Below are 24,939 nucleotides of genomic sequence, written 5' to 3' on the forward strand. Positions count from 1 at the left end.
ATAATATAATGCCTTGCTTTTCAATATCTGGACTATTTTAAGTAAAAGAAAAAGTTTTTATTTTTAAAAGTTTGAAAGCTTAGGATTGGTGTCATGAATAACAAACAATATTGTAGTTGATTAATTAAAACTTCTTTATAATGAAATCTGTATCGATAAAAAGCATAGTTTTTGTAATTATTGTAGCTATTGCAACCGTATTATTGGCTGTTAAAATGTACCCGGAAGAAAAAGCTATTGTGGTAAAACCTTTGAAAAAGAGCTATAAAGCAGGTGTAGTTTTTACTTTTGATGACAATTATATCGAAGATTGGTACGTTGCCGATTTGCTTTTGCATCCTTACGGTTGGAAAGCTACTTTTTTTGTTACCTGGTATGGTAGTTTGACACCAGAGCAAAAAACAAAACTTCATTATTTAAAAGATAATGGTCATGATATAGCTGCGCATGGTTACAATCATTTGAATGCATTAAAATATTATAAGCAATTTGGAATGAAGAAGTATATCAAAGACGATATTTTGACATTGAAATCGGCAATGGCAAAAGATGGTTTTGATGTTCATTCCTTTGCTTATCCAGATGGAGCACGCGATTCGACCCTAGATAATGAATTGCTTAATTATTTTTCTATAATAAGAGGGACTACTTATGAGGAGATTCCGCCACAATCACAATATTGCTATTATGAAGGAAAAAGAGTTGTCTACGGCCTCGGTATAGATGATGACTACAAACAGTTTAATATTCCTTATTATAAAAGCCTGATGGATTACGCCAAAAAGCACAATAAAATAGTGATATTTTATGGTCATAAAACGGTTCCTGATGCCGATGAAAAGCTAGAAACACCACTTTCTGCTTTAGAAGAACTTTGCAAATATGCCAAAAACAAAGGCCTTAAATTTTATACTATAGATGATTTGGCGAAGTTGTGATTTTGTAAAATAATTTGAATAAACCACTCTGTATTTTTATAGCTTAGAGTGGATTATTTGACTGTTTTTAAGCATTCAATTGCTGTTTTTATTATTTGGAAATAATCCAGTCTTTACTTCCTTTCTTTTGGTAAGGGTTGGAGCTGTGCTATGCTAAAAAACTATTGTAGATTTCCAATTGGTATTAATTCTTTCTTAATTGTTTTTTACACGAAAAAAAATCTTTTCAATCTTCTTTTTTAATTTTTCCTCAGTTATCCTGAATATTTTTTTATTTGTAATTATTTGATAAAAAAATTATATACTTGTAAAATATTTATTTTGTAAAATATTAACAATAAAAAAATATATGTAAAAGTTTTATAGCGCATATATAAAGTAATATGCTTAAAATTATTTCAATTGATAATTTTTTGTTTATAATTTAAAAATGTTTTTAAATCTATAAAATAAGGAAAAAGAAATATTTTAGTATAAAAGTGCAAGATTGTGTGCCTTCTAAAATAATATATAAACATACTGTTGGAGAAATCGTTTTTACTAAAACGATTTTTGTAATTAATTTAATATTTCTTAAAATGGAAAGACGAGAAGCATTGAAAAAAATAGCTTTTTTGATGGGTGGAGCAATTTCTGCTACAACAATGGGGGTTTTATTTGAAAGTTTTACTGTATATGACCCCGAACAAAGCACCTATTTCTATTCTCTAAATGATGAAGAAGTTTTGGGTGAATTTTCAGAAATTATTTTGCCTACAACTGCAAAATCGCCTGGGGCAAAAGCTGCTGGTGTTGGTGCTTTAATACCACAGATTATTCAAGATTGCTATCCTCCAAAATTACAAGAAGTTTTCAAGAATGGATTTCAAGAAATGTTGACTAAATGTAAAAGTAAATTCAACAAAGAATTTATGAGTCTTTCCAATGAAGATAAAAATCTACTCATGAATGAGCTAAGACAGGAAGCGCTTAATAATCAAAAGAAACCTTCTTTTTTTATAATTGCCAGAGATTTAACCCTTTTAGGTTATTTCTCCTCTGAAATTGGATGTACAATCGCCAGGGAATATTTGCCAATACCTGGTAGATATGATGGCAATGCCGACTACAAAGAAGGGCAAAAAGCTTGGGCAACCTAAAATAATTGGCTGTTTGTAATTTTTTTTTCAATTCTAAAATTAAAAATATAGTGAATATCAATACTGATTTAAAGAAGCAAAATACGTATGACGCCATTGTCATTGGTTCAGGAATAAGTGGTGGATGGGCAGCCAAAGAATTAACAGAAAAAGGGCTTAAGGTTCTTATGCTGGAACGAGGAATGGATATAGAACACATCAAAGATTATGATTCGGCCATGAAAGCTCCTTGGGAAATTGCCTATTGCGGAAAATTAACCGAAGAGCAAAAAAGAACCCATCCCGTACAAACCAGAGATTACGTATATAGTCAGGCTACTCCAAATTGGTCAGTAAATGATTTAGATTGCCCTTATACCGAAATCAAACGTTTTGATTGGTACAGAGGATTTCATGTTGGTGGAAAGTCCTTGATGTGGGGGCGCCAAAGTTATCGTTTAAGCGATATTAATTTTGAAGATAATGCCAAGGATGGTCACGGAAATGACTGGCCAATTCGATATAAAGATTTAGCCCCTTGGTATGATCATGTTGAAAAATTTGCCGGAATAAGTGGACAAAATGAAAACTGGCCTTCTTTGCCAGATGGTCATTTTTTGCCACCAATGGATATGAATTGCGTTGAAAAATCGGTAAAAGAACGTATCGAGAAACATTACAATAAATCCAGAATTATGACAATTGGTCGTACTGCAAATTTAACAGTACCACATTTAGGCCGAGGCAATTGTCAATACAGAAGTTTATGCAGTAGAGGCTGTCCGTTTGGAGCCTATTTTAGTACGCAAGCTTCAACCTTGCCAGCAGCTATGGCTACAAAAAGGCTAACTGTTCGTCCTTATTCAATTGTTAATCATATTATTTATGACAAAGAAACCAAAAAAGCCAAAGGTGTAATGGTTATTGATGCTCAGACTAATGAAACGATGGAGTTTTATGCCAAAATCGTTTTTGTAAATGGATCAACTCTAGGAACAACTTTCATCTTATTAAATTCAACTTCCGAAGCGCATCCAAATGGTTTGGGTAATGCCAGCGGACATTTAGGACATAACTTAATGGATCATCACTTCAGATGTGGAGCAAGTGGAGATGCAGAAGGATTTGAAGATAAATATACTTACGGACGAAGAGCCAATGGTATTTATGTTCCTAGGTATCAAAATTTTAATAATGACAAACGAGATTATGTGCGCGGTTTTGGATACCAAGGGGGCGCCAGCAGAGGAACTTGGTATGATAACGTTGCCGAATTGTCGTTTGGTGGGGATTTCAAAGATAATTTATCAAAACCTGCCGATACATGGAGAATGGGATTAGGAGGATTTGGCGAAATGTTGCCTTACTACGAAAATAGAGTTTACATCGACCATTCCAAAAAAGACAAATGGGGACAATCCGTATTGGCTATTGACTGTGAACACAGAGAAAATGAAGCTAAAATGCGTAAAGATATGATGAATGACGCCGCCGAAATGCTCGAAGCGGCGGGTATGAAAAACGTAAAAACATACGATAATGGCTCTGCACCGGGAATGGCGATTCACGAAATGGGAACTGCACGTATGGGGAATGATCCAAAAGAATCGGTGTTAAACAAGTGGAATCAAATGCATGAAGTGAACAATGTATTTGTTACTGATGGTGCCAGTATGCCTTCGGGTGGTTGTCAAAATCCATCCTTGACATTCATGGCCTTAACCGCCAGAGCATGTGATTATGCTGTAAAAGAATTAAAGAAAAAAAATATTTAGACTTAGTATATTTCTGATTTTATGAGAAAATTAAAAATGGGAATGATTGGCGGTGGCAAAAACGCTTTTATAGGAGCTGTTCATCGCATTGCTGCCAATATGGATGGATTAATCGAATTGCATTGCGGTGCTTTTAGTTCGAATCCTGATTTATCCCTTGAATCCGGTAAAGAATTAGGGTTGCCAAAAGATAAATGTTATGAATCTTATGCCCAAATGATTGAGACCGAAGCAAAATTACCTTCTGAAGAAAGAATGGATTTTGTTTCAATTGTAACTCCGAATCATGCTCATTTTGCACCTGCAATGTTGGCTTTGGAAAATGGTTTCCATGTTGTTTTGGATAAGCCAATGACTTTGACTTTGGCGGAAGCCAAATTATTGGAACAAAAAGTCAAAGAAACAGGACTTTATTTATGCGTGACGCATACGTATTCCGGTTATCCAATGGTGAAACAAGCCAGAAATATGGTTGCTGAAAATCAATTTGGAGCCATTCGGAAAATTATGGTAGAATATCCTCAAGGCTGGTTGAGTACACCTTTTGAAAATGAAGGAAATAAACAGGCGGCCTGGAGAACAGATCCATCCAAAAGTGGTATCAGTGGTTGTATGGGAGATATTGGTACTCATGCTGCCCACTTGGCCGAATATATTTCGGGATTAAAAATCACACAACTTTGTGCAGATATTAATACTGTCGTTGCCAACAGAAGACTGGATGATGACGGGAATGTGTTGCTTAAATTTGATAATGGGGCCAATGGAATTTTGGTTGCAAGCCAAATTGCCGCCGGTGAAGAGAATAGTTTGAAAATAAAAATTTATGGTGAAAAAGGAGGCTTGGAATGGCATCAAATGGAACCAAATACTTTGATTGTAAAATGGCTGAACGCGCCTGCTCAAGTGTATCGAACCGGAAATGGGTATGTGTCACCAATAGCAGCTTTTAATACACGAGTTCCAAGCGGACATCCAGAAGGATATATGGAAGCTTTTGGGAATTTATACAAAAATTTTGCTTTGACTTTACAATCAAAACAGGAAGGTAAAGAACCAACAACAAGTATGCTAGATTTTCCAAATGTAGTAGATGGTGTTCGTGGAATGGCTTTTATAGAAAATGTAATTTCTTCGGGAAAATCATCTCAAAAATGGACAGATTTTTTGAGTTGCTAAGAAACTAAGATTCTTAGAATCTCAGAATCTCAGTAACTTAGTTTCTTAATTAATTTTAAATCACAACAAATGACAACAATGCAAGGACCTGCGGTTTTTATAGCACAATTTATTTCTGATGAAGCTCCTTTTAATTCCTTAGAAGGAATGTGTCAATGGGCAAAGAATCTTAATTTTAAGGGGATTCAGATACCAACTTGGGATTCCCGTTTTATTGATTTGAAAAAAGCGGCCGATAGTAAAACTTATGCCGAAGAAATAACAGGAATTGCTGCTTCGCATGGATTGAAAATATCCGAACTTTCTACTCATTTACAAGGTCAACTAGTTGCTGTTCATCCCACGTACGATGATTTTTTTGACGGTTTTGCACCACAAGAGTTTCGAGGCAACCCAAAAGCAAGACAAGAATGGGCTGTACAACAAATGCATTATGCGGCACAAGCTTCTCAAAATTTAGGGCTTAATGCGCATGCGACTTTTAGCGGTTCCTTATTGTGGCAATTTTTTCATCCCTGGCCGCAACGACCACCTGGATTAATTGAAGAAGGATTCAAAGAACTTGCCAATCGCTGGTTGCCAATCCTCAATGAATTTGATAGAAACGGTGTGGATGTTTGTTACGAAATCCACCCTGGCGAGGATTTATTTGATGGGGAAACTTACGAAATGTTTCTAAAAGCGGTCAACAATCATCAGCGCGCCTGTATTTTGTATGATCCTTCCCATTTTGTTCTTCAACAATTGGATTATATTCAATACATCGATTTTTATCATGAGCGAATCAAAGCTTTTCATGTGAAGGATGCGGAGTTTAATCCAACAGGAAAACAAGGAACTTTTGGGGGGTATCAAAGTTGGCTGAATCGTGCGGGACGTTATCGTTCGCCGGGTGATGGTCAGGTAGATTTTAAAACCATTTTCAGCAAATTGGCACAATATGATTATAAAGGATGGGCTGTGATGGAATGGGAATGCTGTTTGAAAAACCAAGAAGATGGTGCTCGTGAAGGAGCCGAATTTATTAAAAAACACATCATTAAAGTGACTGATAAGGCTTTTGATGATTTTGCAGCGGTCGAAACCGATACCCAACTTAATAGAAAAAATCTAGGGTTATAAAACAAATTTATTAAAGGAATATTATAATATGAAAATTAAAATTTTAGTTGCAGTAATAGCTTTTGGAGGATTAAGTTCTTTCTCGGGTTTTGAAACAAATTTAAAGGAATATAAAAATAGTAGTGATGAAACCGAACTTTCTGAGGGAGAAAAAATAATGGCAAAACTAGACTGTGCCACTTGTCATAAAATTGATAAAAAAGTCATCGGACCATCGTATTTGGATATTGCAAAAAAATATCCACTGAATGATAAAAGCATTGGTTATTTATCGGATAAAATTATCAAAGGAGGTTCTGGAGTTTGGGGGGCTATCCCAATGGCTCCGCATGCTGCATTAAAAAAAGATGATGCAAAAAAAGTAGCCAAATATATTTTGTCACTAAACAATAAAAAAGCGTAATCAATTTATGGAAAAAGGTTTTGTATCAAGGTTATTCATTGGTTGCGTGCTGTTTACGGCATTGCAAACGCTACAGGCTCAAAAAGGATTTAAGCCTCTTTTTGACGGAAAAACCACAGCAGGTTGGCATTCATATGGAAAAACATCGGCTAGTGCCGGATGGAAAGTCGAAGAAGGCGTTTTGCATTTTGATCCCGAGGCAGCCAAAAATGGTCAAGGAGGAGATTTGGTAACTGATGCTGAGTATGAAAATTTTCATTTAAAACTAGATTGGAAAGTGGCGCCAAATGCCAACAGCGGAATCATTTTTTATGTTAATGAAAATCCTGAAAAATATAAAAACACCTACGATACCGGACTAGAAATGCAGGTTTTGGATAATAATGGACATAGTGATGGGAAAATCATCAAACACCGTGCAGGAGATCTTTATGATTTGATTCAGAGCAAATCAGAACCTGTTAAACCAGTTGGAGAATGGAACACAGCCGAAATTATTAGTAAAAAAGGAAAACTTACACTTATTTTAAACGGTGTTGTGGTAGTTGAAACGGTGCTTTGGGATGATCATTTTAAAAAATTAATTGCAGGGAGCAAATTTGCCACCTGGCCAGGTTTTGGAACATTCAAAAAAGGTAAAATTGCTTTGCAGGATCACGGCAATAATGTGTGGTATCGCAACATTATGATTAAAGAATAAAATATTGGAAGTTGAAACTATCTGAATGGTTGTTCCAAAATGACCTAACCAAATAAACCAATCTATTTTTATGAATACTTCAATCCGAATTAAATTATCACTGATGATGTTTCTGGAATTTTTTATCTGGGGGGCATGGTTTGTCACTTTGGGTACATTTTTGGGAAACAATTTAAAAGCTTCCGGTTCAGAAACGGCGGCAATATTTTCTACGCAATCGTGGGGTGCTATTATCGCTCCTTTTATTATTGGCTTGATTGCAGACCGTTATTTTAACGCCGAAAAAATATTGGGCATTTTACATCTTGCAGGTGCATTTTTGATGTATCAAATGTACCAGTCACCAGATGTTGGAATGTTTTATATCTATGTGTTAAGTTATATGATTTTGTATATGCCAACATTGGCTTTGGTAAATTCTGTGGCATTCAACCAAATGAAAGATCCAGAGAAAGAGTTTGCAAATATCAGAGTCTGGGGAACGATAGGCTGGATTTTGGCTGGTTTGGCTATTAGTTTCCTATTTCATTGGGATTCTACCGAAGCTATTGCTCAAGGATTGCTTAAAAACACATTTCTTTTAGCTGGCATCGCCGCTTTGGTTTTAGGATTGTTAAGCTTTACATTGCCTAAAACGCCACCGAAAGTGAGTGAAGGAAAAATTAAAATTGCCGATATTATTGGTCTTGACGCTTTAAAACTTTTGAAGGATAAAAATTTCCTGATATTTTTTATTGCATCGATTCTGATTTGTATTCCGTTGGCTTTTTATTATCAAAATGCACATCCTTTCCTGACTGCTTCTGGAGTTGAAAATCCAACAGGGAAAATGGCAATAGGGCAAATATCTGAAGCATTATTCTTGTTATCCATTCCCTTGTTTTTTTCACGTTTTGGATTCAAGAAAACAATTCTGGTAGGAATGATTGCTTGGGCAATTCGTTATGTTTTATTTGCATATGGCGATGGTGGTGAATTGAGTTTTATGCTTATTCTCGGAATCGCTTTGCACGGAATATGTTATGATTTTTTCTTTGTTTCTGGACAAATTTATACCAATTCAAAAGCGGGTGAAAAATACAAAAGTGCGGCTCAGGGATTGATAACATTGGCGACTTATGGTATTGGGATGTTAATAGGTTTTGCAGTCGCAGGTTGGATAACAGATAATTACAAAACTATCGAAGGAGCAATCAATTGGCAAATGGTATGGATAATTCCTGCCGGAATTGCCTTTGCGGTATTCTTGTTTTTTATCCTTTTATTTCAGGACAGAAACAAATTGGTAAACGAAATTTAAACATTTTAAAAATATAAAATGAGTACAACATTTGATAGAAGAACTGCTCTAAAAGGCATTCTTGCAGGAACAGTGTCTTTGGCGATTCCAACTGGTTTATCTGCTGCGATACTTTCGGAAGAAGAATTACAATTAAAATCTAATAAATTGAAAGGAAAAATTAATCATTCGGTTGCTCGCTGGTGTTTCAATAGTTTTGATATCGAAACCCTTTGTATAGAAGCAAAAAAAATAGGAATTACAGCTATTGATTTAGTAGGTCCCAAAGATTGGCCTGTATTAAAGAAACACAATCTTGTTTCGGCTATGTGTAATGGTGCCGAAATAAATCTGGTAGACGGATTTAATGACACCAAATTTCATGAACAACTGATTAAGAATTATACAGAAATGATTCCGCTGGTTGCCGAAGCCGGTTATAAAAACTTAATCTGTTTTAGCGGAAATAGAAGAGGAAAAACAGATGAAGAGGGTTGGAATAATTGTGTGCTTGGGTTGCAAAAATTGATTCCATTGGCCGAAAAGCATGGAGTTATCTTGGTTATGGAATTGCTTAATAGTAAAATCAATCACAAAGACTATCAATGTGATAAGACTTCTTGGGGTGTAGAATTGGCAAAACGACTTAATTCCGAAAATTTTAAACTGCTATATGATATTTACCATATGCAAATTGACGAAGGTGATGTCATCAGAACAATCCAAGAGAATCATAAATATTTTGCGCACTACCATACCGGCGGTGTTCCGGGGCGTGCTGAAATTGATGAAACTCAGGAACTTAATTACGGTGCCATAATGAAAGCCATTGCTGATACTGGTTTTACAGGTTTTGTGGCGCAAGAGTTTATTCCAAAACAAAAAGATAAAATAGCTTCTTTGAAAAAAGCAATTGCCATTTGTGATATCTAATCAATAAGAAATAATGAAAAGAAGAGATTTTATAATTAACAGCGGTTTGGCATTAGGAGTAATAGCAGTTGCTCCTTCTTTTGCCTTTTCCTCTAAACCAAAAAATATTGGTATTCAATTATATACTTTAAGAGAGTCATTTTCGAAAGACGTAAAAGGGGTTTTAGAACTAGTAGCTAAGTCTGGATATAAAGAGGTAGAACCGTATGGTTACTCACGTGAAAAAGGTTTTTTCGGGACTTCGCCAAAAGAATTCAAAAAAATACTGATGGATAATGGACTAAAAGCACCAAGCGGTCATTATGAATTTAGTGAATTTATGAAAAGCAATTCAACCGATTTCCTCAAAGCTTCCATCGAATGTGCTAATCAATTAGGAAGCGAATATGTGGTTGTTCCTCATTTGGACAAAGAAATAAGAAGCAATCTAGACGATTATAAAAAAATTGCGAAAAAACTAAACGAAGCGGCGGTTTTATGTAAACAATTAGGATTAAAATTGGCTTATCATAACCATGATTTTGAGTTCACGAAGTACGAAAATCAAACGGGTTATGATATTTTATTACAGGAAACTGATAAAAAATTAGTCGATTTTGAAATGGATTTGTATTGGATGATTCGCTCAGGAAATGATCCTTTGAAATTTTTTAAAGCCAATCCCGGCCGATTTAAGATGTGGCATATAAAAGATATGGATAAATCCAAAGAGGAATGGAACACAGAAGTTGGTAAAGGGAGCATCAATTTTAAAGCTATTTTTGCGGAAGCGAGACTTTCGGGAATGCAGCACTTTTTTGTAGAGCAGGAAACGAATTACATTCCAACACCGTCAGATTCTATTAAAACAAGTTGGGAATATGTGTCGAAAGAATTGATTTGATTCTAACTTTTTTTGATTATTAAGCAAAAAAAGAAAAGGCCTTTAAATAGCAATGTTTAAAGGCTTTTGACTTTTAAAGTTTTTTTTGAAACTTGTTTTGGCGGGGAAAGGAGCCCCTTCGCCTGAATTTTGAGCCAGTATACATAAGGTTTGACACGTTTTTATAAGAACAGGTACACCAATAGGGTAACTCTAAATTTTTAAAATGAAATATAAATATCAAGTTATTATAGAAAAAAATAATTCAGTAATGTTCTTTTTCCAAGAAAGATTTTCCAGAGAACAGATTGCCGCAATTTTGCGGTAACATCGTAATTACTTTATAAAAGTTTTAAAAAGACCATCTAATTCCGGAGTAAAAAAACCAATCAAATTTTGATAAATAAATAACAGAATGGTTTAAAAATCATTCCCTTATTCTGAAATAGAATCTCTATTAGCTGGATGGAAAAGCAAAAGCAATACCATATTTTTTTTGTCTTTTAATTTTTCCTTTAATATTTTATACGCTTTGCTTATTTGGGCTTCAACTGTCTTAATCGAAACATCCAAGTGTTCAGCAATTTCAATATTAGTAAGTCCCTCCTTTTTGCTCAGAATAAATACCTGCTGACACTTAGTTGGCAGATTTTGAATTTCTTTATTGATAATTACCAGCATACGTTCAATTGAACTTTCATCTGTTGTTTCAACTACGTGCTGTATCGATTCAATATATTTTTTCTGTAGAAGCATCATCGCTTTATTCTGCTGATAATTGTTTATGAATTCATTGTAAACAGATTTATACAAAAAACTTTGAATTGAAAATTCAGGATTAAGTTTATTTCTGTTTTTCCATGTTTTTAAAAATACATTTTGAACAATATCTTGCGCCATTGAATAATCGTTGACAAGTGTCAATGCATAGGTATGAAGTTTTTTATGAAACTTATTTAGCAGAAATTCATAGGCCTTTTCTTCTCCATTTGTAAGGCTTTGCATTAAAAACGTATTGTCATCAAAACTCATAAAAAGGTATTTATTCAGCAATAATAAGAAAAAAAAAATATGAATATAAAATAAAAACGATAAAAAAATTAGGGTATTGTAATTCTGTCTTGTATCATATATAAAAACCCCCACAAAAATGGATTTTAAAGAAATTGAAATTATAATCATTAAGTATTTTTCCCAGTCGGCAAATATGTCTGATTTGGATATTTTAAACCAATGGATAGAAGTTCCAGAAAACCAATTGATTTTCCTGGAATATGTAAAAACGCATTTTGCAGTCACATTAGCTATGAGTGATCCGGATATAGAATCTGTTAAAGAGATATTGCTGAAAGAGATTAGAAAAGAAAAGAAGAGAGTTCGTATCTATCGACTCCGTGCAATAATGAAATACGCCGCAATAGCTGTTGTATTTTTAGGGATAGGTATTTTAATGCAGAAGAATATCTTTGGCAATAACATTACTAAAGAAATAATTGTACCTAGAAAAGATGTAATTACATTAAAATTAGGAGATGGAAATGTCAAAATTATTTCTGCTGATGGAACTTCAAAAGTATATGATGCCAACGGAAAGGTTGTCGGCGAACAGAATGGCAAAGAGCTGGTATATACAAATAATGGCAAAGCAACTAAATTAGTATATAATACTCTAACAATTCCTAGAGGAAGACGTTTTAATATTACCCTTTCCGATGGAACAGTAGTGTATTTAAATGCCGGAAGTTCTATGACTTATCCAGTTCAGTTTATTAAAAACAAAAATCGAAAGATATTCTTAACAGGTGAAGCTTATTTTGATGTCACTCACGATAAAAAACATCCATTTATTGTCAATGCCAGCAAACTAGATGTACAGGTTTACGGGACAAAATTCAATGTCAGTAATTATCCGGAAGATCAGGCCACTGATGTAGTGCTTGTTGAAGGCTCCGTAGGTATGTCACAGGCGGGACTCCCTCAAAAGGCTGAAAACGAATTCTTTTTAACTCCCGGATATAAAGGAACTTTCAACAAAGAGGACAAGAAAATTTCTAACGAAAAGGTAAATACTTCATTATATACGTCATGGATGACCGGTAATCTTGTTTTTAGAAATGAATCTTTTGCAAAGATTGTTAAAAAATTAGAACTGCACTACAACGTGCAAATTATCAATAATAACAAAAATTTGGCAAACGAAACTTTTAATGCCACAATTGAAACTGATCATGAAACCATTGAACAGGTATTCAATTACTTTAAAAAAGTTTATCAGATTGACTACACTATTGTAGAAAACAAAATTATAATCAATTAAATCAATACAATGCCTATGAATTAGCGTTTCACAAACAATTTAGACTAACGATCACTTTATAGCCTTTCCAAATCAAAATCATTTGATAAAAAAAAAATCGGAAAATGCTCGAACATCTCCCGATTAGGTAAAGTGATTAAATCGCAATGACTAATCACCAATTAACACTCCAAAATTATGAAAAAACCACCAAAGGCCAATGGATTATTTCCGGCGTGCTTAAAATTTGATTTAAAAATGAAGTTATCACTATTATTTTTTGTCACTGCAAGCTTTGTTATACAAGCAAATGAATCGTATTCCCAAAAAACAAAAATTTCTTTAAATAGAGAAAACACTACAGTAAAGGAAATAATCGATGAAATTGAAACTACTACAGAATTTAAGTTTTTATTTAATACCAAGGCTGTTGATTTAAACCGAAGGGTTTCTGTCAAAGTCCAAAAAGTGTCAGTAAATGTTATACTCGATCTTCTTTTTAAAGGGTCTGATACTTCATACGAAATTGATGATCGAAAGATTTTACTAACTAAAACAAAAAAAAACAAGACAGAAATTGTCAGTTTGCCCAATCCTGTTGATCTGCCTCCTATAGTTGTAAAAGGGACAGTCTTAGATTCTAAAGGACTTCCTGTATCTGGAGCCAATGTCCTAGTAAAAGGGACTAATGTTGCCACAGAAACAGATTTAGATGGTAATTTCTCGATTAATGTACCTGATAAATCATCCAAGTTGGTTATTTCTTATATAGGTATGGAATCACAAGAAGTTGCCATTGGGAATAGTCCGCTTAAAATTGTTTTAAAAGATCAAGGACAAAAATTAGATGACGTGGTTGTTATTGGATATGGTACGCAAAAAAAAATATCCCAAACTGGAGCCATTACAAAAATAAAAACCCAAGAATTAAACAATATTCCAGCTTCAAACCTTTCTACTTTGTTAGCTAACAGAGCTTCTGGAGTTTTCGTTCAGACAGCTTCTGGAATACCTGGTCGAGCATCTATTGTCAAAATTAGGGCCTCTTCCTCATGGAATGGTGGAACTCCTTTATTTGTAATAGATGGTGTAATCCGGGATCAAGCAAGTTTTGATCTCTTGGACCCTAGTCAAATTGAAGATATCACTATTTTAAAAGATGCAGCATCAGCTGCTATATATGGATCACGTTCTGCAGATGGTGTTTTATTGGTCAGAACAAAAGTTGGTAAAATAGGTAAACCAGTTGTCCAATTCAATTCTGCTTTTGGTGTATATAGTCATCCAGAGATTGACGATTTATATATGGATCCAAATTATGGAATGGATGTTATGAATGCTATAAAACCAGGCTCAGTGAATGATTATGATAGAGCTTGGGTTAACAAGAATAATCCCGATGGGAGGTTGTGGTATAACGAAGCTTATGAGAATCCAACAAATCAAAAAATTGGTTTGAATATTTCAGGAGGTAATGAATATATTACCTACTTCTTTGGAGGATCATATTATAATGAAAATGGATTTTTGCCACAAGTAGGTTATAAAAAATATAATTTGAGATCAAATGTTCAAGTCAAAATAGCTAAAGATCTGACGGCGGGAATAAATATAAATGGGAGTAATGGACTTAATCATAGATTTGGCTTAGCTCTTTCTAATTCGAATGCGGATCCTCTTGATGTTGGACAGTATTATGGAATATTGAGATATATGGGAGGCGGATTTACTCCCCCTTATATTGACGGCAAACCTGTTTCCCCAGGTTGGTTGGGAGGTAATGCTATTGATGTTATGAGAAATGGGGGATATTGGAAAAAAGAAGATCAGAAGAATGATGTGCTTCTTTCACTAGAGTATAAACCTTCTTTCATCAAAGGATTGTCATTGAAGGGGTCTTACAGTTCTAATACAGATAATACTTTTATTAAAACTTTTGAGAAAAAACTTATAAATTATCATTTTAAGCCAGATCCATTGAGTGCTACAGGTTCTGTTTTAACAAATGAATTAGTGAGTAGCGAACCGGGAGGATCCCCATCGCAGCCCTATATTGGAAATGAAAATGGGAAACTTAAATCGTATCAGATAAATGGAATAATAACTTATGATACTCGTTTTAAGGATCATCATTTCAATATTGTTGGAGTTTTTGAAAAGTATGGGTCTAATTATACGTTCTCAAAATTATATAAATACGATTTTCCATATTATACTTCTGATCAGTTTTTATTTGCCAGTCCAGCCTCTACCAATACACAAGGTTCTGGTTTTGAAACTGAAGAAGCCCGTTTATCGTATGTGGGTAGGCTTAATTACGATTATGCAGATAAGTATTTGTTATCATCATCAGTTCGTGTAGATGGATCAATGAAGTTCGCACCAAACAAAAGATGGGGTACGTTTCCTTCTACTTCTCTAGGGTGGGTAGTTTCCAAAGAGAATTTCTTTGCAGAATCAAAAATAGGATCTGTTATAGATTTTATGAAACTTCGTTTTTCTTACGGAGCTACAGGAAATGATTCCGTTGGTGGATGGCAGTGGAAAGATTTATATAATGCTGCCACTTATCCTTCAGGTAATCCTGTGACTAGTAATACTTTTTATGTTGGGAACCCTGGGTCGCAATCATCCATATTGCAATATGGAGGTATTGCTAACCCTAATCTTACTTGGGAAACATCTGAAGCGTATAATATTGGTCTTGATTTGACATTCTTCAAGAATTGGAATTTTACTGTAGAGGCATGGAAAAAACATTCATATAATATTTTAGGTGAGCGTATCCTTGCGCTACCAGTTGAATTTGGAACAAATTATCCGGCTGAAAATTATGGAATTGTTGATGCACATGGAATTGAATTTGAATTAGGCTATGTAAATGGTACAATTGGTAAAGATTTTACGTATAATGTACATGCAAATTTTGGTTTGGCAGAGACTAATGTGGTGAAAAAAGATTATGCAGCAAATTCATTGCCAGCTCAAAATCCAAACGGAAAACCATTAAATTACTTGGTAGGATATCAAGATACGGGTATTATCCGTACACAAGAGGACTTGAATAAATTACCAGCTGGTTATAAAATATTTGGGGCTACTCCAGAATTGGGGATGATGAATTTTCAGGATGTAAGTGGTTTAGATGGTAAACCTGATGGCGTTATTGATTCATATGATCAAGTGGTAATCGCCAAACATGCTTCAACTGGGCAAATGGGAGTAGGTAATAATGCGCCTATGTCCTATGGATTGTCAATGAATTTTAAATACCAAAGATTTTCATTGGATGTATTGTTAGGAGGATTAGCCGGTTATAAAATAAGTTATAACGATCCTTTTGGTAGAAATGCAGGAGGAATGATGCTTCCAGCCTATTTAGGTAATGCATGGTCAGATACCAACCCAAATGGGACAGCACCTAAGCTTTTCAAAAATGGGGATCAACGTGCAAATGGATATGTTGTGACATCTACTTATAATCTTTATGATGGAAGTTTCTTGAGACTGAAAAATATTAATCTGTCTTATGACCTACCTACAGGGATAGTAAATAAAGTAGGGATTGGTTCGGCACAAATATTTGCTGGAGCTTCTAATTTGTTTTGTTGGACAAAATTTAAATTCTATGATCCTGAAGCATATGGATTTGGAACATATCCTGCCAATACTTCAGTAATATTGGGGCTTAACATTCAATTTTAATTTTAAATCTATCAAAAGATGAAAAGAAATATTCAATCATTATATATAATCCTACTTTCAAGTTTATTGTTCACAGGTTGTTCATCAGACTTTTTAGATGTGGAACCTACAACTGCTCTTACCAATGATCAATTATGGAGCAGTTCGACAGCAGCGACAGCCTTTTTGGATAAGGTTTATAATAACGAAATGCCTGGAGTAGCATATGGAACGGGGCAACCGGGAGGATGTATGCCAACTGTATTTAACTGGTGGTGGGGTGGAACAGGTGGATGGGTAGCAAATACCGATTATCTGAATTATGGAAATGGAAATGGTACCGACGAAGCAGTTCCTGTAGGACGTTTGACGGATAAATTCCTGTTAGGTCAGGCAACCTATGACTGGCTCGAAAATTATGATTCTCCTGGAATATCAAATAGTTGGGCAGTTAAAGTATATAGTGACATTAGAACGGTCAATCAGATGTTAGATAATATTGATAAAGCTACTTTTGATGAAACTTCCAAAAATAATATCAAAGGACAAGCATTGTTCTGGAGAGCGTGGTGTTACAATAAGTTAGTGAAGGATGTCGGTGGAGTTCCCCTTATTCTTACTGCTCAAGCAGTAGAAGCAGATCTTACCAAATTACAGGTACCAAGAAACAAAACTTCGGAATGTGTGGCTCAAATTTTAAAGGATCTTGATCAAGCAATTAGTCTTTTGCCGGATACATGGTCTGGTGCTAATTTAGGGCGAATTGATAAAGGGGCCGCGATGGCATTTAAGGGTAGAGTTCTCCTCTTTTTTGCAAGTCCCTTATTTAATGGGCTGGGAGGAGTTGCTTCATGGCAAAAAGCCTATGATGCCAATTTGGCTGCCGTCAATTTTTTAAATTCCAAGGGAAAAGGTTTGTATCCTGATTACAATAAAATTTGGTCTGACGAAGGAAATAATGAGGGAATCATGGTAAGAAGGTTCAATACTCCAGATGCCACCTATCCTGCACCGGGTTTCGCCCCATTAAGATATTCTGCGGATGATTGGGGTGTAGATAGCCCATCATTAGAATTACTTGATGCATTTCCTATGAAAGATGGTTCGAAATGGAATCCAGCAACTATGTCTTACGCAACTTTATTTAAGAACCGTGATGACCGATTCTATGCTACTGTTTATTATAACGGAGCACCGATTCAATTTACGCCAAAAATGGCAACAAATAAAGAATATTTTTGGACTTATATTGACGATATTATTGGGACAGAACCGACAACAGGAGCGGTATTGGCGTCTGCTAATAATAATGGTGTTACTCCATCATGGACTTATGGAGAGGGGATAGGGGTTACCTCTTGCTTCCTTCGATTAAAAGCGGTAGACCGATCTGCATCTGATGTTGAACATTCTGGATTGGATTGGCCAGAAATCAGGTATGCCGAAGTTTTAATGAATTTTGGAGAAGCAGCCAATGAAATGGGTATGACTAATGATGCATTAGATGTACTTTATAAGATTAGGCAGAGAGCAGGGATTACTAACACGAATGGGAAATATGGAATTACAGCATCTTCTCAATCTGAGATTCGTGTTGCCTATCAAAACGAGCGCTTCGTAGAATTTGCTTTTGAAGGAAGACGATGGGATGATTTAAGACGTTGGAAGTTGTTTGGAAATTTAAGAAGTCAGTCAAGAAGACACGGCCTGCTTGTAGTTAGAAAATCAAGTGTTCCAAAACCTGCAGTTGCACCAATGGATGACATTAATACTGTGTGGAATAGGTTTGACTACATCAAAACCGATGGTGATCGTGGTAATCTAGTTATTCCTGATCAGTATTATATTTACGGTTTACCCTATGCTTTCTTACAGCGAAATCCTTCGCTTAGACAAAATAATAACTGGGGTGGTGACTTTAATCCGCTTCAATAAATAATACGTTAACATTAATTATTTAAATTCAGATTAGGGAGGATCAATAATAACCTCCCTAATTCTTGAATTAATATTTTTGTATTAGTTATGCAAATCAAGAGTTAAAGTATTTAAGTTTATAAAGGCAGCTACTATCTTTCCAAACAGATGTGGTAAGAATTCTTTTGTGGATTTAATTTTATATCTTTTTTGAATATTTTTTCAATAAACCTGTTAAAAAAAGAATCGATTGACACTTTATCTCTATTTCTAATTTCTTGACATTCACCTTTTACGGCTTTAGACTGAATAATTTCAAGTTTAAAAGTGCATCGAGTGTGTTTTAAATATTTTGATTTTCAGACTTTTAAGATAAAATATTTAAACGAATTATATCTTTATTAATTGCATTTATTACTGCTTTTTCACACTTGGATTACATTATAAACCAGATTTTTGAAACATTGCTTTTACTAAAGTTTTTTCAAAGATAATTTTATTAGCAACCGAAAAATACAAATTCGTTAATTAAAGCTTATACTATTTTGATCCGTTGGTGGTAACACAGGAATTTTAAAGAATGGTATTGTAATAAATTGTTTGTCACAAAAAAATACTTTTTATAAGCTCAAAAAAAAAATGATTATGGGAAATTTAAATTTATCAAATGATTTGGCAGATTATTGCCATTCGATAAGTAACATGTTTGTACAACCAAAGACAGCAAAAGAGTGGGAGCAATATATGTTGTCTGAAGAACAAGTTTCTTTCTTTAAAGAAAACGGATTTGTCAAGGGAATAAAAATCCTGACAGAAGAACAAGTTGATATACTTAACCAAGAACTTGTAAAATTACAATCTGTAAACGAAGCAGAGAAAAAATTATTTTATCATTATGAAAGCAATGAATCAGTAGACCCAAGCAAAGTGCTCTTTCATGCAATTGGCGGTTGGCGTGTAACTCCAGGATTTCATGATTTGTTTTGGGCACCTGCGTACCGCATGGCAGCCTATCAATTATTGGGACAATCCTTTAGGCTTTTTCATGACCAATTGTTTTGCAAACCAGCTAAGCATGGAGGAGTAGTGGCATGGCATCAGGATTTTTCATATTGGACATTTACTAAACCAATGCACCATCTCACTTGCTGGATAGGCTTAGATGATGCAAATGTAGAAAATGGTTGTCTCTATTTTGTTCCAGGAAGTCATAAATGGGGGTTGTTACCTATTACGGGATTAACGGGAGATATGGATGCAGTAAGAGAAATTTTGAATAAAAAACAATTAGAGCAATTTGATAATAGCATTGCCAATGAATTACCAAAAGGATATGCTAGCTTTCATCATCCACTTACAATGCACGGATCCTATGCAAATACCTCAGATCGTTCGAGAAGAGCGATTGTTCTAAATGCTATGAACTATAATACATTAGGAAATACAGCAGGCTACAGTAGATTAGAAGCCTTAAAAAGTTTTCCAACTATGGAACAGGATAAAGTACTTGACAGCAATTTTTTTCCACTTTTATTTGATGGAGATAAAGAGTTAGAAGCTTTAGGCAAAAATATACCTAAAGTTGATTATACAGAACTCTATAATTATCCTAATAATTAATTACATTGGGCTATTAATTATTCAAAAAAAATAAAATGCTATTGTGTTATTCCTGAGAGATTAGGAATCAAATAATAAATTCACTAAATGGAGTTTTTTGTTTAAATTCTAAATAAAAATATATGATAAAAAAACATGAAAAGAAAAGTTAGTTTATTATTCCTGATGCTATCGTTAGTTGTAGTACAATTATCGGCTCAAAATCAAACCAATCAAGTCAATGATTTTTTAAAAGATTTGAAAGGTTCATTTAAACCAGTTTTAAATGAATATAAAGGAACTGATTTACAATCGTCTCAATCTATTGAAAAGGGGATTTTGAAACTGAACGGTAGCGATTGGAAATGTAAAGTAATGACTTCAAATGCGAAACCTGAAGTGATTGATTTGAAAGTTACTTTTCAATTGCAAAGCGAATCAGCCAAAGAAACAGCAGTTGTGGCAAATTTTGATTTCAGTCAATGGGACACCAAGAATTATGTAATGATTCCAGGGATTATTTACAATGGGAATCGCTATAGAACAATTGGGAATGGCTATATGCCAGAATATCCAAAGGATATGTATTACAATCCCGATGCTCCTTTGACTTTTTCGAATGACCCGCAATTGTCGCCAGATCCATCAAAACCATCATTGATTGATTTGCAAACAGGAAACATGGCAACACCGGCTGTTTGTTTTTATTCACCCACCTTGAAAAAAGGATTCATTTTACTTACCGAACAACAAACCCGCTTTGGAAATTCGGGAATTTCGGTTCGTGAAAATGCGGATCGTTCGGTTGCTTCGATTCAGGTAAGTGCACCTTCGGTAAGAAAATTGCGTACCGGATTTGGTGATTTTGCACCAAGCGGAGACAAAGCGGCCGATTGGAAAAAGGGGGACGAGGTGATTTTGAATTTTAAATTGTATTCTTTTCCAGCAAATTCGATTCCGGATTTGTTGAAAAAATTCATGGAAGTTAGAAAAGCTTTGACAGGAGCAAACAATCCGAGAAATCTGGTGCCTATGAGTAAACAATTCGAATTGGGAACCGGAATTGCATCAACACGTTGGGTTGAAGTTCCCGTTGGGAAATATTATGCTCCCGAAAACGGAAACGATTTTCAGTTGGGTTGGGTGAGCGGTATGATGAATACGTTCCCGATGCTGATGTTGAATGACGCAAAAGAAAGAGAAAGAGTAGGAATCGAATTTGATTTCATCATCGATAAACTGCAAGGAAAGAGTGGATATTTCTATGGAGGAATTACGGCCGCCGGAAAAATACGCCCTGAAAGACAACACGCAGATTTTCCAAAAGTGCAGGCTATGGTGCGCAAAAACTGTGATGCTTTGCTTTGGATGACGAAACATTTGATGTTGTATAAAGAATTGGGTTACGGGAAGGAAATTAAACCGAAATGGGAAGAAGCGACCAAAAAATTAGCTCAGGCTTTTGTAAACACTTGGAAAAAAGACGGTCAATTTGGTCAATATATTGTTCCGGAAACAGGAGAAGTTGCAGTTTTTAACTCAACTGCAGGGGCGATTGCGCCAGCTGGTTTAGCTGTAGCTTCGGTCTATTTTGGGAATAAAGAATTTTTGGAAGTTGCCAAAGCATCCGCAGCGTATTATTATAAAAGAGATGTTGAAAAGCAAGGGTTGACAACGGGTCATAGTGGCGATATATCGCAAGATGCTGATGCAGATTCTGGCTTTGGTTTTTTGGAATCTCTAATGGCTTTGTACAATGTAACCGAAGATGTGCAATGGTTGGAGAAAGCCAAAGTTCAGGCTGCTTTGTGTTCTTCTTGGGCATTTTCATACGACCCAATTTTTCCGGCTCAAAGTCAAATAGGGAAAAACAAATCGAATATGGCAGGAGCTATTTGGGCTAGTACACAAAATAAACATGCCGCACCTGGAATTTGTACATCTTCTGGAGATTATCTTTTTAAATTGTATCGTGCAACTGGAGATTCAAAATATGCAGAATTAATCAGAGATATTCAACACGCCAATGTTGAAGCCATGGATATGCCAGACCACAGAACTACAAATCACGGTTTTGGAACAGAAATGGAACGTATCCAACTTTCGGATGCCGAAGGCAAAGGAGCGATTGGGAATTTTTATAATACGCGAAACTCTTGGTGCGAAACCAACGGGGTTTTTATGGCATTAGAACTTCCGGGTGTTTATGTACAAACAGATACAAATAAATTATTTGTATTTGACCATGTTGAAGCGAAATGGCTGAAAGATAGTAAAGTCATAATATTGGAAAATAAAACAACCCATGATGCCAAAGTGGCTGTTTTTGCCGAAACTTCAAAACAAGCTCAAACACCTATGAGTTATGTTGCTTTTACAAAATGGCCAAAAGTAGAAGTAAAAGCAGGTCAAAAAGTAATCGTTAACTTCAATAGTGACGGAACTGTGAAATCTGTTATTCCAACAGTTCAAGGAGTAAAAAAATAATTAACAAAAGAAACTTATATAATTGAAAAAAAAATTAATACTAATAGCTTTTGTTCTATGTCAAAGTGGATATTCAAATGATATTACTTTGAAGAACAAATTATCTTCGATTTCGGTTAACGAAAAAGGATTTCTCACGAATACAAAAGACCCCAAAACAGATAATACATTGGTAATTGTCTGTCCTGATAATTCTTCACCGCAGCTAAAGCTCGCAGCGAAGGAACTACGTCGTTACATTTATTTGCGAACTGGCAAACTCTTGCGAATTTCATCTAAAAAAGCGACACAATCCATCACTTTGATAATAGATTCCAAACTTCAAACACAGGAATACAGTCTAAAGTCTACCGGAGAATCATTGGTGATTTCTGGCGGATCGGGCGTGGCCGTGCTTTATGGAGCATATGGATTTGTAGAAAAATTGGGTGTGCGGTTTTATCTTCATGGCGATGTTGTTCCCGATGGGAAAATTTCATTGCATATTCCGCAACTCAATGAAACCCAAAAACCATTCTTTGAATTGCGTGGTATTCAACCTTTTCATGACTTTCCAGACGGGCCCGATTGGTGGAATCAGGATGATTACTTAGCTTATATTGGGCAGCTTGCCAAAATGAGAATGAATTTCATCGGATTACATTGTTACCCGTATCGTAAGGATAATGTTCCAAAAAAAGGAGACATGATGATTGGACCCGAGCCATTGGTGTGGTTCGGACTTCCACAAGATATTAACCCTGACGGAACGGTAAAATCAAGCTATCCAACATGGTGGGATAATACCGCACGGGATAGCGGCTGGCCATATGGTTCGCTCAAGACTTCTGAATTTACTAACGGTTCTGCTCAATTGTTCCCTACGGATATATACGGCCCAGATGTTATGGAGGGGATGATGCCTTTGCCTAAAACAGCGGAGGAATCCAATGAATTGTTCAACCGTGTAGGTAAACAGATGGGGATTGTATTTGCGGAAGCAAAAAAGGTTGGAGTAAAAACGTGCATAGGTTCGGAAACCCCTTTTATCATGCCACCTGCTCTTGCAGAACACTTAAAACAGTTAGGCAAAGATCCGAAAGCACCAGAAACTATAGCGGAGGTCTACGAAGGCGCATTTCAACGAATAGCAAAAGTAATGCCGGCAGATTATTACTGGCTCTGGACAAGTGAAGGGGATTTGCATAAAAATCCAGAGGGAGTAAAGCGCGACCTGTTAATTGCTTACAATGCTTTGAAAAAAATCAGTCCATCCGTGCCTTTGGCAACTTGTGGCTGGGGTTTTAACCCGGCTTACGATGCCTTTTTGCCTAAAGATAGCCCAATGAGTGGTATCAGTGCAGAATTTGGACATTATAGCCTTTCGCCAGCGCTTGCTGACATTCAAGGACGTCCCAAATGGGCAATCCCATGGTTTGAAAACGATGTGAATTTGGCAGGCTATCAGCCTTGGGTTGGGCGTCTTCGACAGGATGCTGTTGATGCACGCAGATTTGGAGCAAACGGATTGATGGGGCTTCACTGGCATGTTAAATCTATGATGAACAATATTGCTGCACTAGCTCAGGCTGGTTGGGATCAATCATACGTTGCAAAGAATTTTAATATTGTACCTGTTTCTTCGGGGAAAGGATTAAATGTATTGAAGGAAACCCGTATGATGCCCATTGACGATTATTATGAGGATTTTGCGAAGGCGAATTTCGGTTCAAATAAAGCGAAAGAAACTGGAGGTATTTTGGCTGAATCCGAAAAAATGCAGACATCGCTGAAAGGTACAGCCCACCGCCCAGACCCAACCGGTTGGGGGACATTCTGGGGGGCGCAAGGTGCTTTACAATCGGATCCGGAAATGCATGCTTACGCACAGAAGAACGGCGAATTAGCCGAAAGATTTGCTAAGCTCCGTCAGAATATCAAAGGTGCAGGTAATCTAGAACGTTTTGATTATTGGCTGACTATGCTACGCATCCAAACAGCGATGTATGAGGCAGGTGCTGTGCATGGAAAATTGCGTGTAATTGTGGCTGAGATGGAAAAAGAAAATGATCCGGTAAAGAAGAAAGATTTAGCAAGCAAGGCCATAATAATACGAGCCGAAGTGGTTCGCGCATGGGATAAAATTATGCAGTTGGAAATTATATCCGCCAGCACTCCCGGTGATCTTGGTCTTATTGCCAATTTGGAACGCAATAGCCGTATTTGGGATAATTGGTTAAATCGCTTTGATACAACAATTGAGAAAGTGACTGGCAAGCCAATGCCTGCTGATTGTGCACCATCGATGAATTATACTGGGCCAGCAACGATTAAAGTGTTTACGGTACGGTCTTCCTTGCATCGTGGAGAAGTCTTAGAATTGCGTCCTGTAGTACTAAGTGCAGAACAGTCAAGTTCTGTAATAGTCAAATGGCGTAAACTGGGGGAAAAAAACTGGCAGCAATCCAGCGCTGTTAATGTGGGGCGTTCTGTATGGACTGTTAAGTTACCCACAGCAACTGAGGATTTTGAATATCATATTATTGCTAATGGTGCTAATGATCAAAAACTGATTTGGCCAGCAACTGCTCCTATGCAAAATCAAACAGTAATCGTGACAGAGTAAATAATATCTCGAACAATAATTTTTCAATGAATTAATATAATT

The 24,939-nt window shown here is 35.7% G+C and carries 17 protein-coding genes; 16 read left to right on the plus strand and 1 reads right to left on the minus strand.

Annotated elements, in window-relative coordinates:
* The first annotated feature begins 140 nt into the window (after window positions 1–140).
* The 10 genes from EM308_RS10755 (at window position 141) to EM308_RS10800 (ending at window position 10,330) form a co-directional block, all read left to right on the plus strand.
* Window positions 141–938 carry a polysaccharide deacetylase family protein gene (locus EM308_RS10755; RefSeq protein ID WP_070261828.1) on the plus strand — a complete coding sequence of 266 codons (798 nt, stop codon included), beginning with the start codon at window positions 141–143 and terminating at the stop codon, window positions 936–938.
* A 578-nt stretch (window positions 939–1,516) separates the two neighbouring features.
* Window positions 1,517–2,077 carry a gluconate 2-dehydrogenase subunit 3 family protein gene (locus tag EM308_RS10760; protein WP_035637878.1) on the plus strand — a complete coding sequence of 187 codons (561 nt, stop codon included), beginning with the start codon at window positions 1,517–1,519 and terminating at the stop codon, window positions 2,075–2,077.
* Window positions 2,078–2,124: 47 nt separating this feature from the next.
* Complete coding sequence (locus EM308_RS10765) at window positions 2,125–3,831, plus strand: GMC oxidoreductase (RefSeq protein WP_035637904.1); 1,707 nt, start codon at window positions 2,125–2,127, stop codon at window positions 3,829–3,831.
* A 21-nt stretch (window positions 3,832–3,852) separates the two neighbouring features.
* On the plus strand, window positions 3,853–5,010 hold the full coding sequence (locus EM308_RS10770; protein ID WP_035637881.1) for a Gfo/Idh/MocA family protein: 1,158 nt from the start codon (window positions 3,853–3,855) through the stop codon (window positions 5,008–5,010).
* 69 nt (window positions 5,011–5,079) lie between these two features.
* Window positions 5,080–6,132 carry a sugar phosphate isomerase/epimerase family protein gene (locus EM308_RS10775; protein WP_035637883.1) on the plus strand — a complete coding sequence of 351 codons (1,053 nt, stop codon included), beginning with the start codon at window positions 5,080–5,082 and terminating at the stop codon, window positions 6,130–6,132.
* A gap of 28 nt (window positions 6,133–6,160) precedes the next feature.
* Window positions 6,161–6,535 (plus strand): c-type cytochrome, encoded by a 375-nt coding sequence (locus EM308_RS10780; protein WP_035637886.1) that lies wholly within the window; start codon window positions 6,161–6,163, stop codon window positions 6,533–6,535.
* Window positions 6,536–6,542: 7 nt separating this feature from the next.
* The gene (locus EM308_RS10785) at window positions 6,543–7,235 is read left to right on the plus strand and encodes a 3-keto-disaccharide hydrolase (protein ID WP_035637888.1); all 693 of its coding nucleotides are present in this window, start codon (window positions 6,543–6,545) and stop codon (window positions 7,233–7,235) included.
* Between the two features lie 70 nt (window positions 7,236–7,305).
* Window positions 7,306–8,535 (plus strand): nucleoside permease, encoded by a 1,230-nt coding sequence (locus tag EM308_RS10790; RefSeq protein WP_035637890.1) that lies wholly within the window; start codon window positions 7,306–7,308, stop codon window positions 8,533–8,535.
* A gap of 18 nt (window positions 8,536–8,553) precedes the next feature.
* Entirely contained in the window at window positions 8,554–9,447 is an 894-nt protein-coding gene (locus tag EM308_RS10795) for a hydroxypyruvate isomerase family protein (RefSeq protein ID WP_035637892.1), read from the plus strand.
* Window positions 9,448–9,460: 13 nt separating this feature from the next.
* Window positions 9,461–10,330: a sugar phosphate isomerase/epimerase family protein gene (locus EM308_RS10800; protein ID WP_035637894.1), complete on the plus strand. Its 870-nt coding sequence runs from the start codon at window positions 9,461–9,463 to the stop codon at window positions 10,328–10,330.
* Window positions 10,331–10,744: 414 nt separating this feature from the next.
* On the opposite strand, the gene EM308_RS10805 is transcribed toward EM308_RS10800, so the two are convergent.
* The gene (locus EM308_RS10805) at window positions 10,745–11,341 is read right to left on the minus strand and encodes an RNA polymerase sigma factor (RefSeq protein WP_035637906.1); all 597 of its coding nucleotides are present in this window, start codon (window positions 11,339–11,341) and stop codon (window positions 10,745–10,747) included.
* A gap of 118 nt (window positions 11,342–11,459) precedes the next feature.
* Between EM308_RS10805 and EM308_RS10810 the strand changes: the two genes are divergently transcribed.
* The 6 genes from EM308_RS10810 (at window position 11,460) to EM308_RS10835 (ending at window position 24,897) form a co-directional block, all read left to right on the plus strand.
* Complete coding sequence (locus EM308_RS10810; RefSeq protein ID WP_051877806.1) at window positions 11,460–12,626, plus strand: FecR family protein; 1,167 nt, start codon at window positions 11,460–11,462, stop codon at window positions 12,624–12,626.
* Window positions 12,627–12,863: 237 nt separating this feature from the next.
* Window positions 12,864–16,310, plus strand: coding sequence for a SusC/RagA family TonB-linked outer membrane protein (locus EM308_RS10815; RefSeq protein ID WP_231926265.1), 3,447 nt, complete (start codon window positions 12,864–12,866; stop codon window positions 16,308–16,310).
* Between the two features lie 18 nt (window positions 16,311–16,328).
* Window positions 16,329–18,224 carry a RagB/SusD family nutrient uptake outer membrane protein gene (locus EM308_RS10820; RefSeq protein ID WP_051877807.1) on the plus strand — a complete coding sequence of 632 codons (1,896 nt, stop codon included), beginning with the start codon at window positions 16,329–16,331 and terminating at the stop codon, window positions 18,222–18,224.
* 684 nt (window positions 18,225–18,908) lie between these two features.
* The gene (locus tag EM308_RS10825; RefSeq protein ID WP_231926266.1) at window positions 18,909–19,826 is read left to right on the plus strand and encodes a phytanoyl-CoA dioxygenase family protein; all 918 of its coding nucleotides are present in this window, start codon (window positions 18,909–18,911) and stop codon (window positions 19,824–19,826) included.
* A 135-nt stretch (window positions 19,827–19,961) separates the two neighbouring features.
* Window positions 19,962–22,292: a hypothetical protein gene (locus EM308_RS10830; RefSeq protein WP_051877808.1), complete on the plus strand. Its 2,331-nt coding sequence runs from the start codon at window positions 19,962–19,964 to the stop codon at window positions 22,290–22,292.
* An 88-nt stretch (window positions 22,293–22,380) separates the two neighbouring features.
* On the plus strand, window positions 22,381–24,897 hold the full coding sequence (locus EM308_RS10835) for a hypothetical protein (protein WP_035637898.1): 2,517 nt from the start codon (window positions 22,381–22,383) through the stop codon (window positions 24,895–24,897).
* Window positions 24,898–24,939: the final 42 nt, after the last annotated feature.

It is taken from the genome of Flavobacterium gilvum, from assembly GCF_001761465.1.
Classification (GTDB): domain Bacteria; phylum Bacteroidota; class Bacteroidia; order Flavobacteriales; family Flavobacteriaceae; genus Flavobacterium; species Flavobacterium gilvum.

Bases quoted from the DNA above. Each gene is read 5' to 3' on its own strand.
- EM308_RS10755 (WP_070261828.1), top strand. From the start codon at position 141: ATGAAATCTGTATCGATAAAAAGCATAGTTTTTGTAATTATTGTAGCT.
- EM308_RS10760 (WP_035637878.1), top strand. From the start codon at position 1,517: ATGGAAAGACGAGAAGCATTGAAAAAAATAGCTTTTTTGATGGGTGGA.
- EM308_RS10770 (WP_035637881.1), top strand. From the start codon at position 3,853: ATGAGAAAATTAAAAATGGGAATGATTGGCGGTGGCAAAAACGCTTTT.
- EM308_RS10775 (WP_035637883.1), top strand. From the start codon at position 5,080: ATGACAACAATGCAAGGACCTGCGGTTTTTATAGCACAATTTATTTCT.
- EM308_RS10780 (WP_035637886.1), top strand. From the start codon at position 6,161: ATGAAAATTAAAATTTTAGTTGCAGTAATAGCTTTTGGAGGATTAAGT.
- EM308_RS10785 (WP_035637888.1), top strand. From the start codon at position 6,543: ATGGAAAAAGGTTTTGTATCAAGGTTATTCATTGGTTGCGTGCTGTTT.
- EM308_RS10790 (WP_035637890.1), top strand. From the start codon at position 7,306: ATGAATACTTCAATCCGAATTAAATTATCACTGATGATGTTTCTGGAA.
- EM308_RS10795 (WP_035637892.1), top strand. From the start codon at position 8,554: ATGAGTACAACATTTGATAGAAGAACTGCTCTAAAAGGCATTCTTGCA.
- EM308_RS10800 (WP_035637894.1), top strand. From the start codon at position 9,461: ATGAAAAGAAGAGATTTTATAATTAACAGCGGTTTGGCATTAGGAGTA.
- EM308_RS10805 (WP_035637906.1), bottom strand. From the start codon at position 11,341: ATGAGTTTTGATGACAATACGTTTTTAATGCAAAGCCTTACAAATGGA.
- EM308_RS10810 (WP_051877806.1), top strand. From the start codon at position 11,460: ATGGATTTTAAAGAAATTGAAATTATAATCATTAAGTATTTTTCCCAG.
- EM308_RS10815 (WP_231926265.1), top strand. From the start codon at position 12,864: ATGAAGTTATCACTATTATTTTTTGTCACTGCAAGCTTTGTTATACAA.
- EM308_RS10820 (WP_051877807.1), top strand. From the start codon at position 16,329: ATGAAAAGAAATATTCAATCATTATATATAATCCTACTTTCAAGTTTA.
- EM308_RS10825 (WP_231926266.1), top strand. From the start codon at position 18,909: ATGTTTGTACAACCAAAGACAGCAAAAGAGTGGGAGCAATATATGTTG.
- EM308_RS10830 (WP_051877808.1), top strand. From the start codon at position 19,962: ATGAAAAGAAAAGTTAGTTTATTATTCCTGATGCTATCGTTAGTTGTA.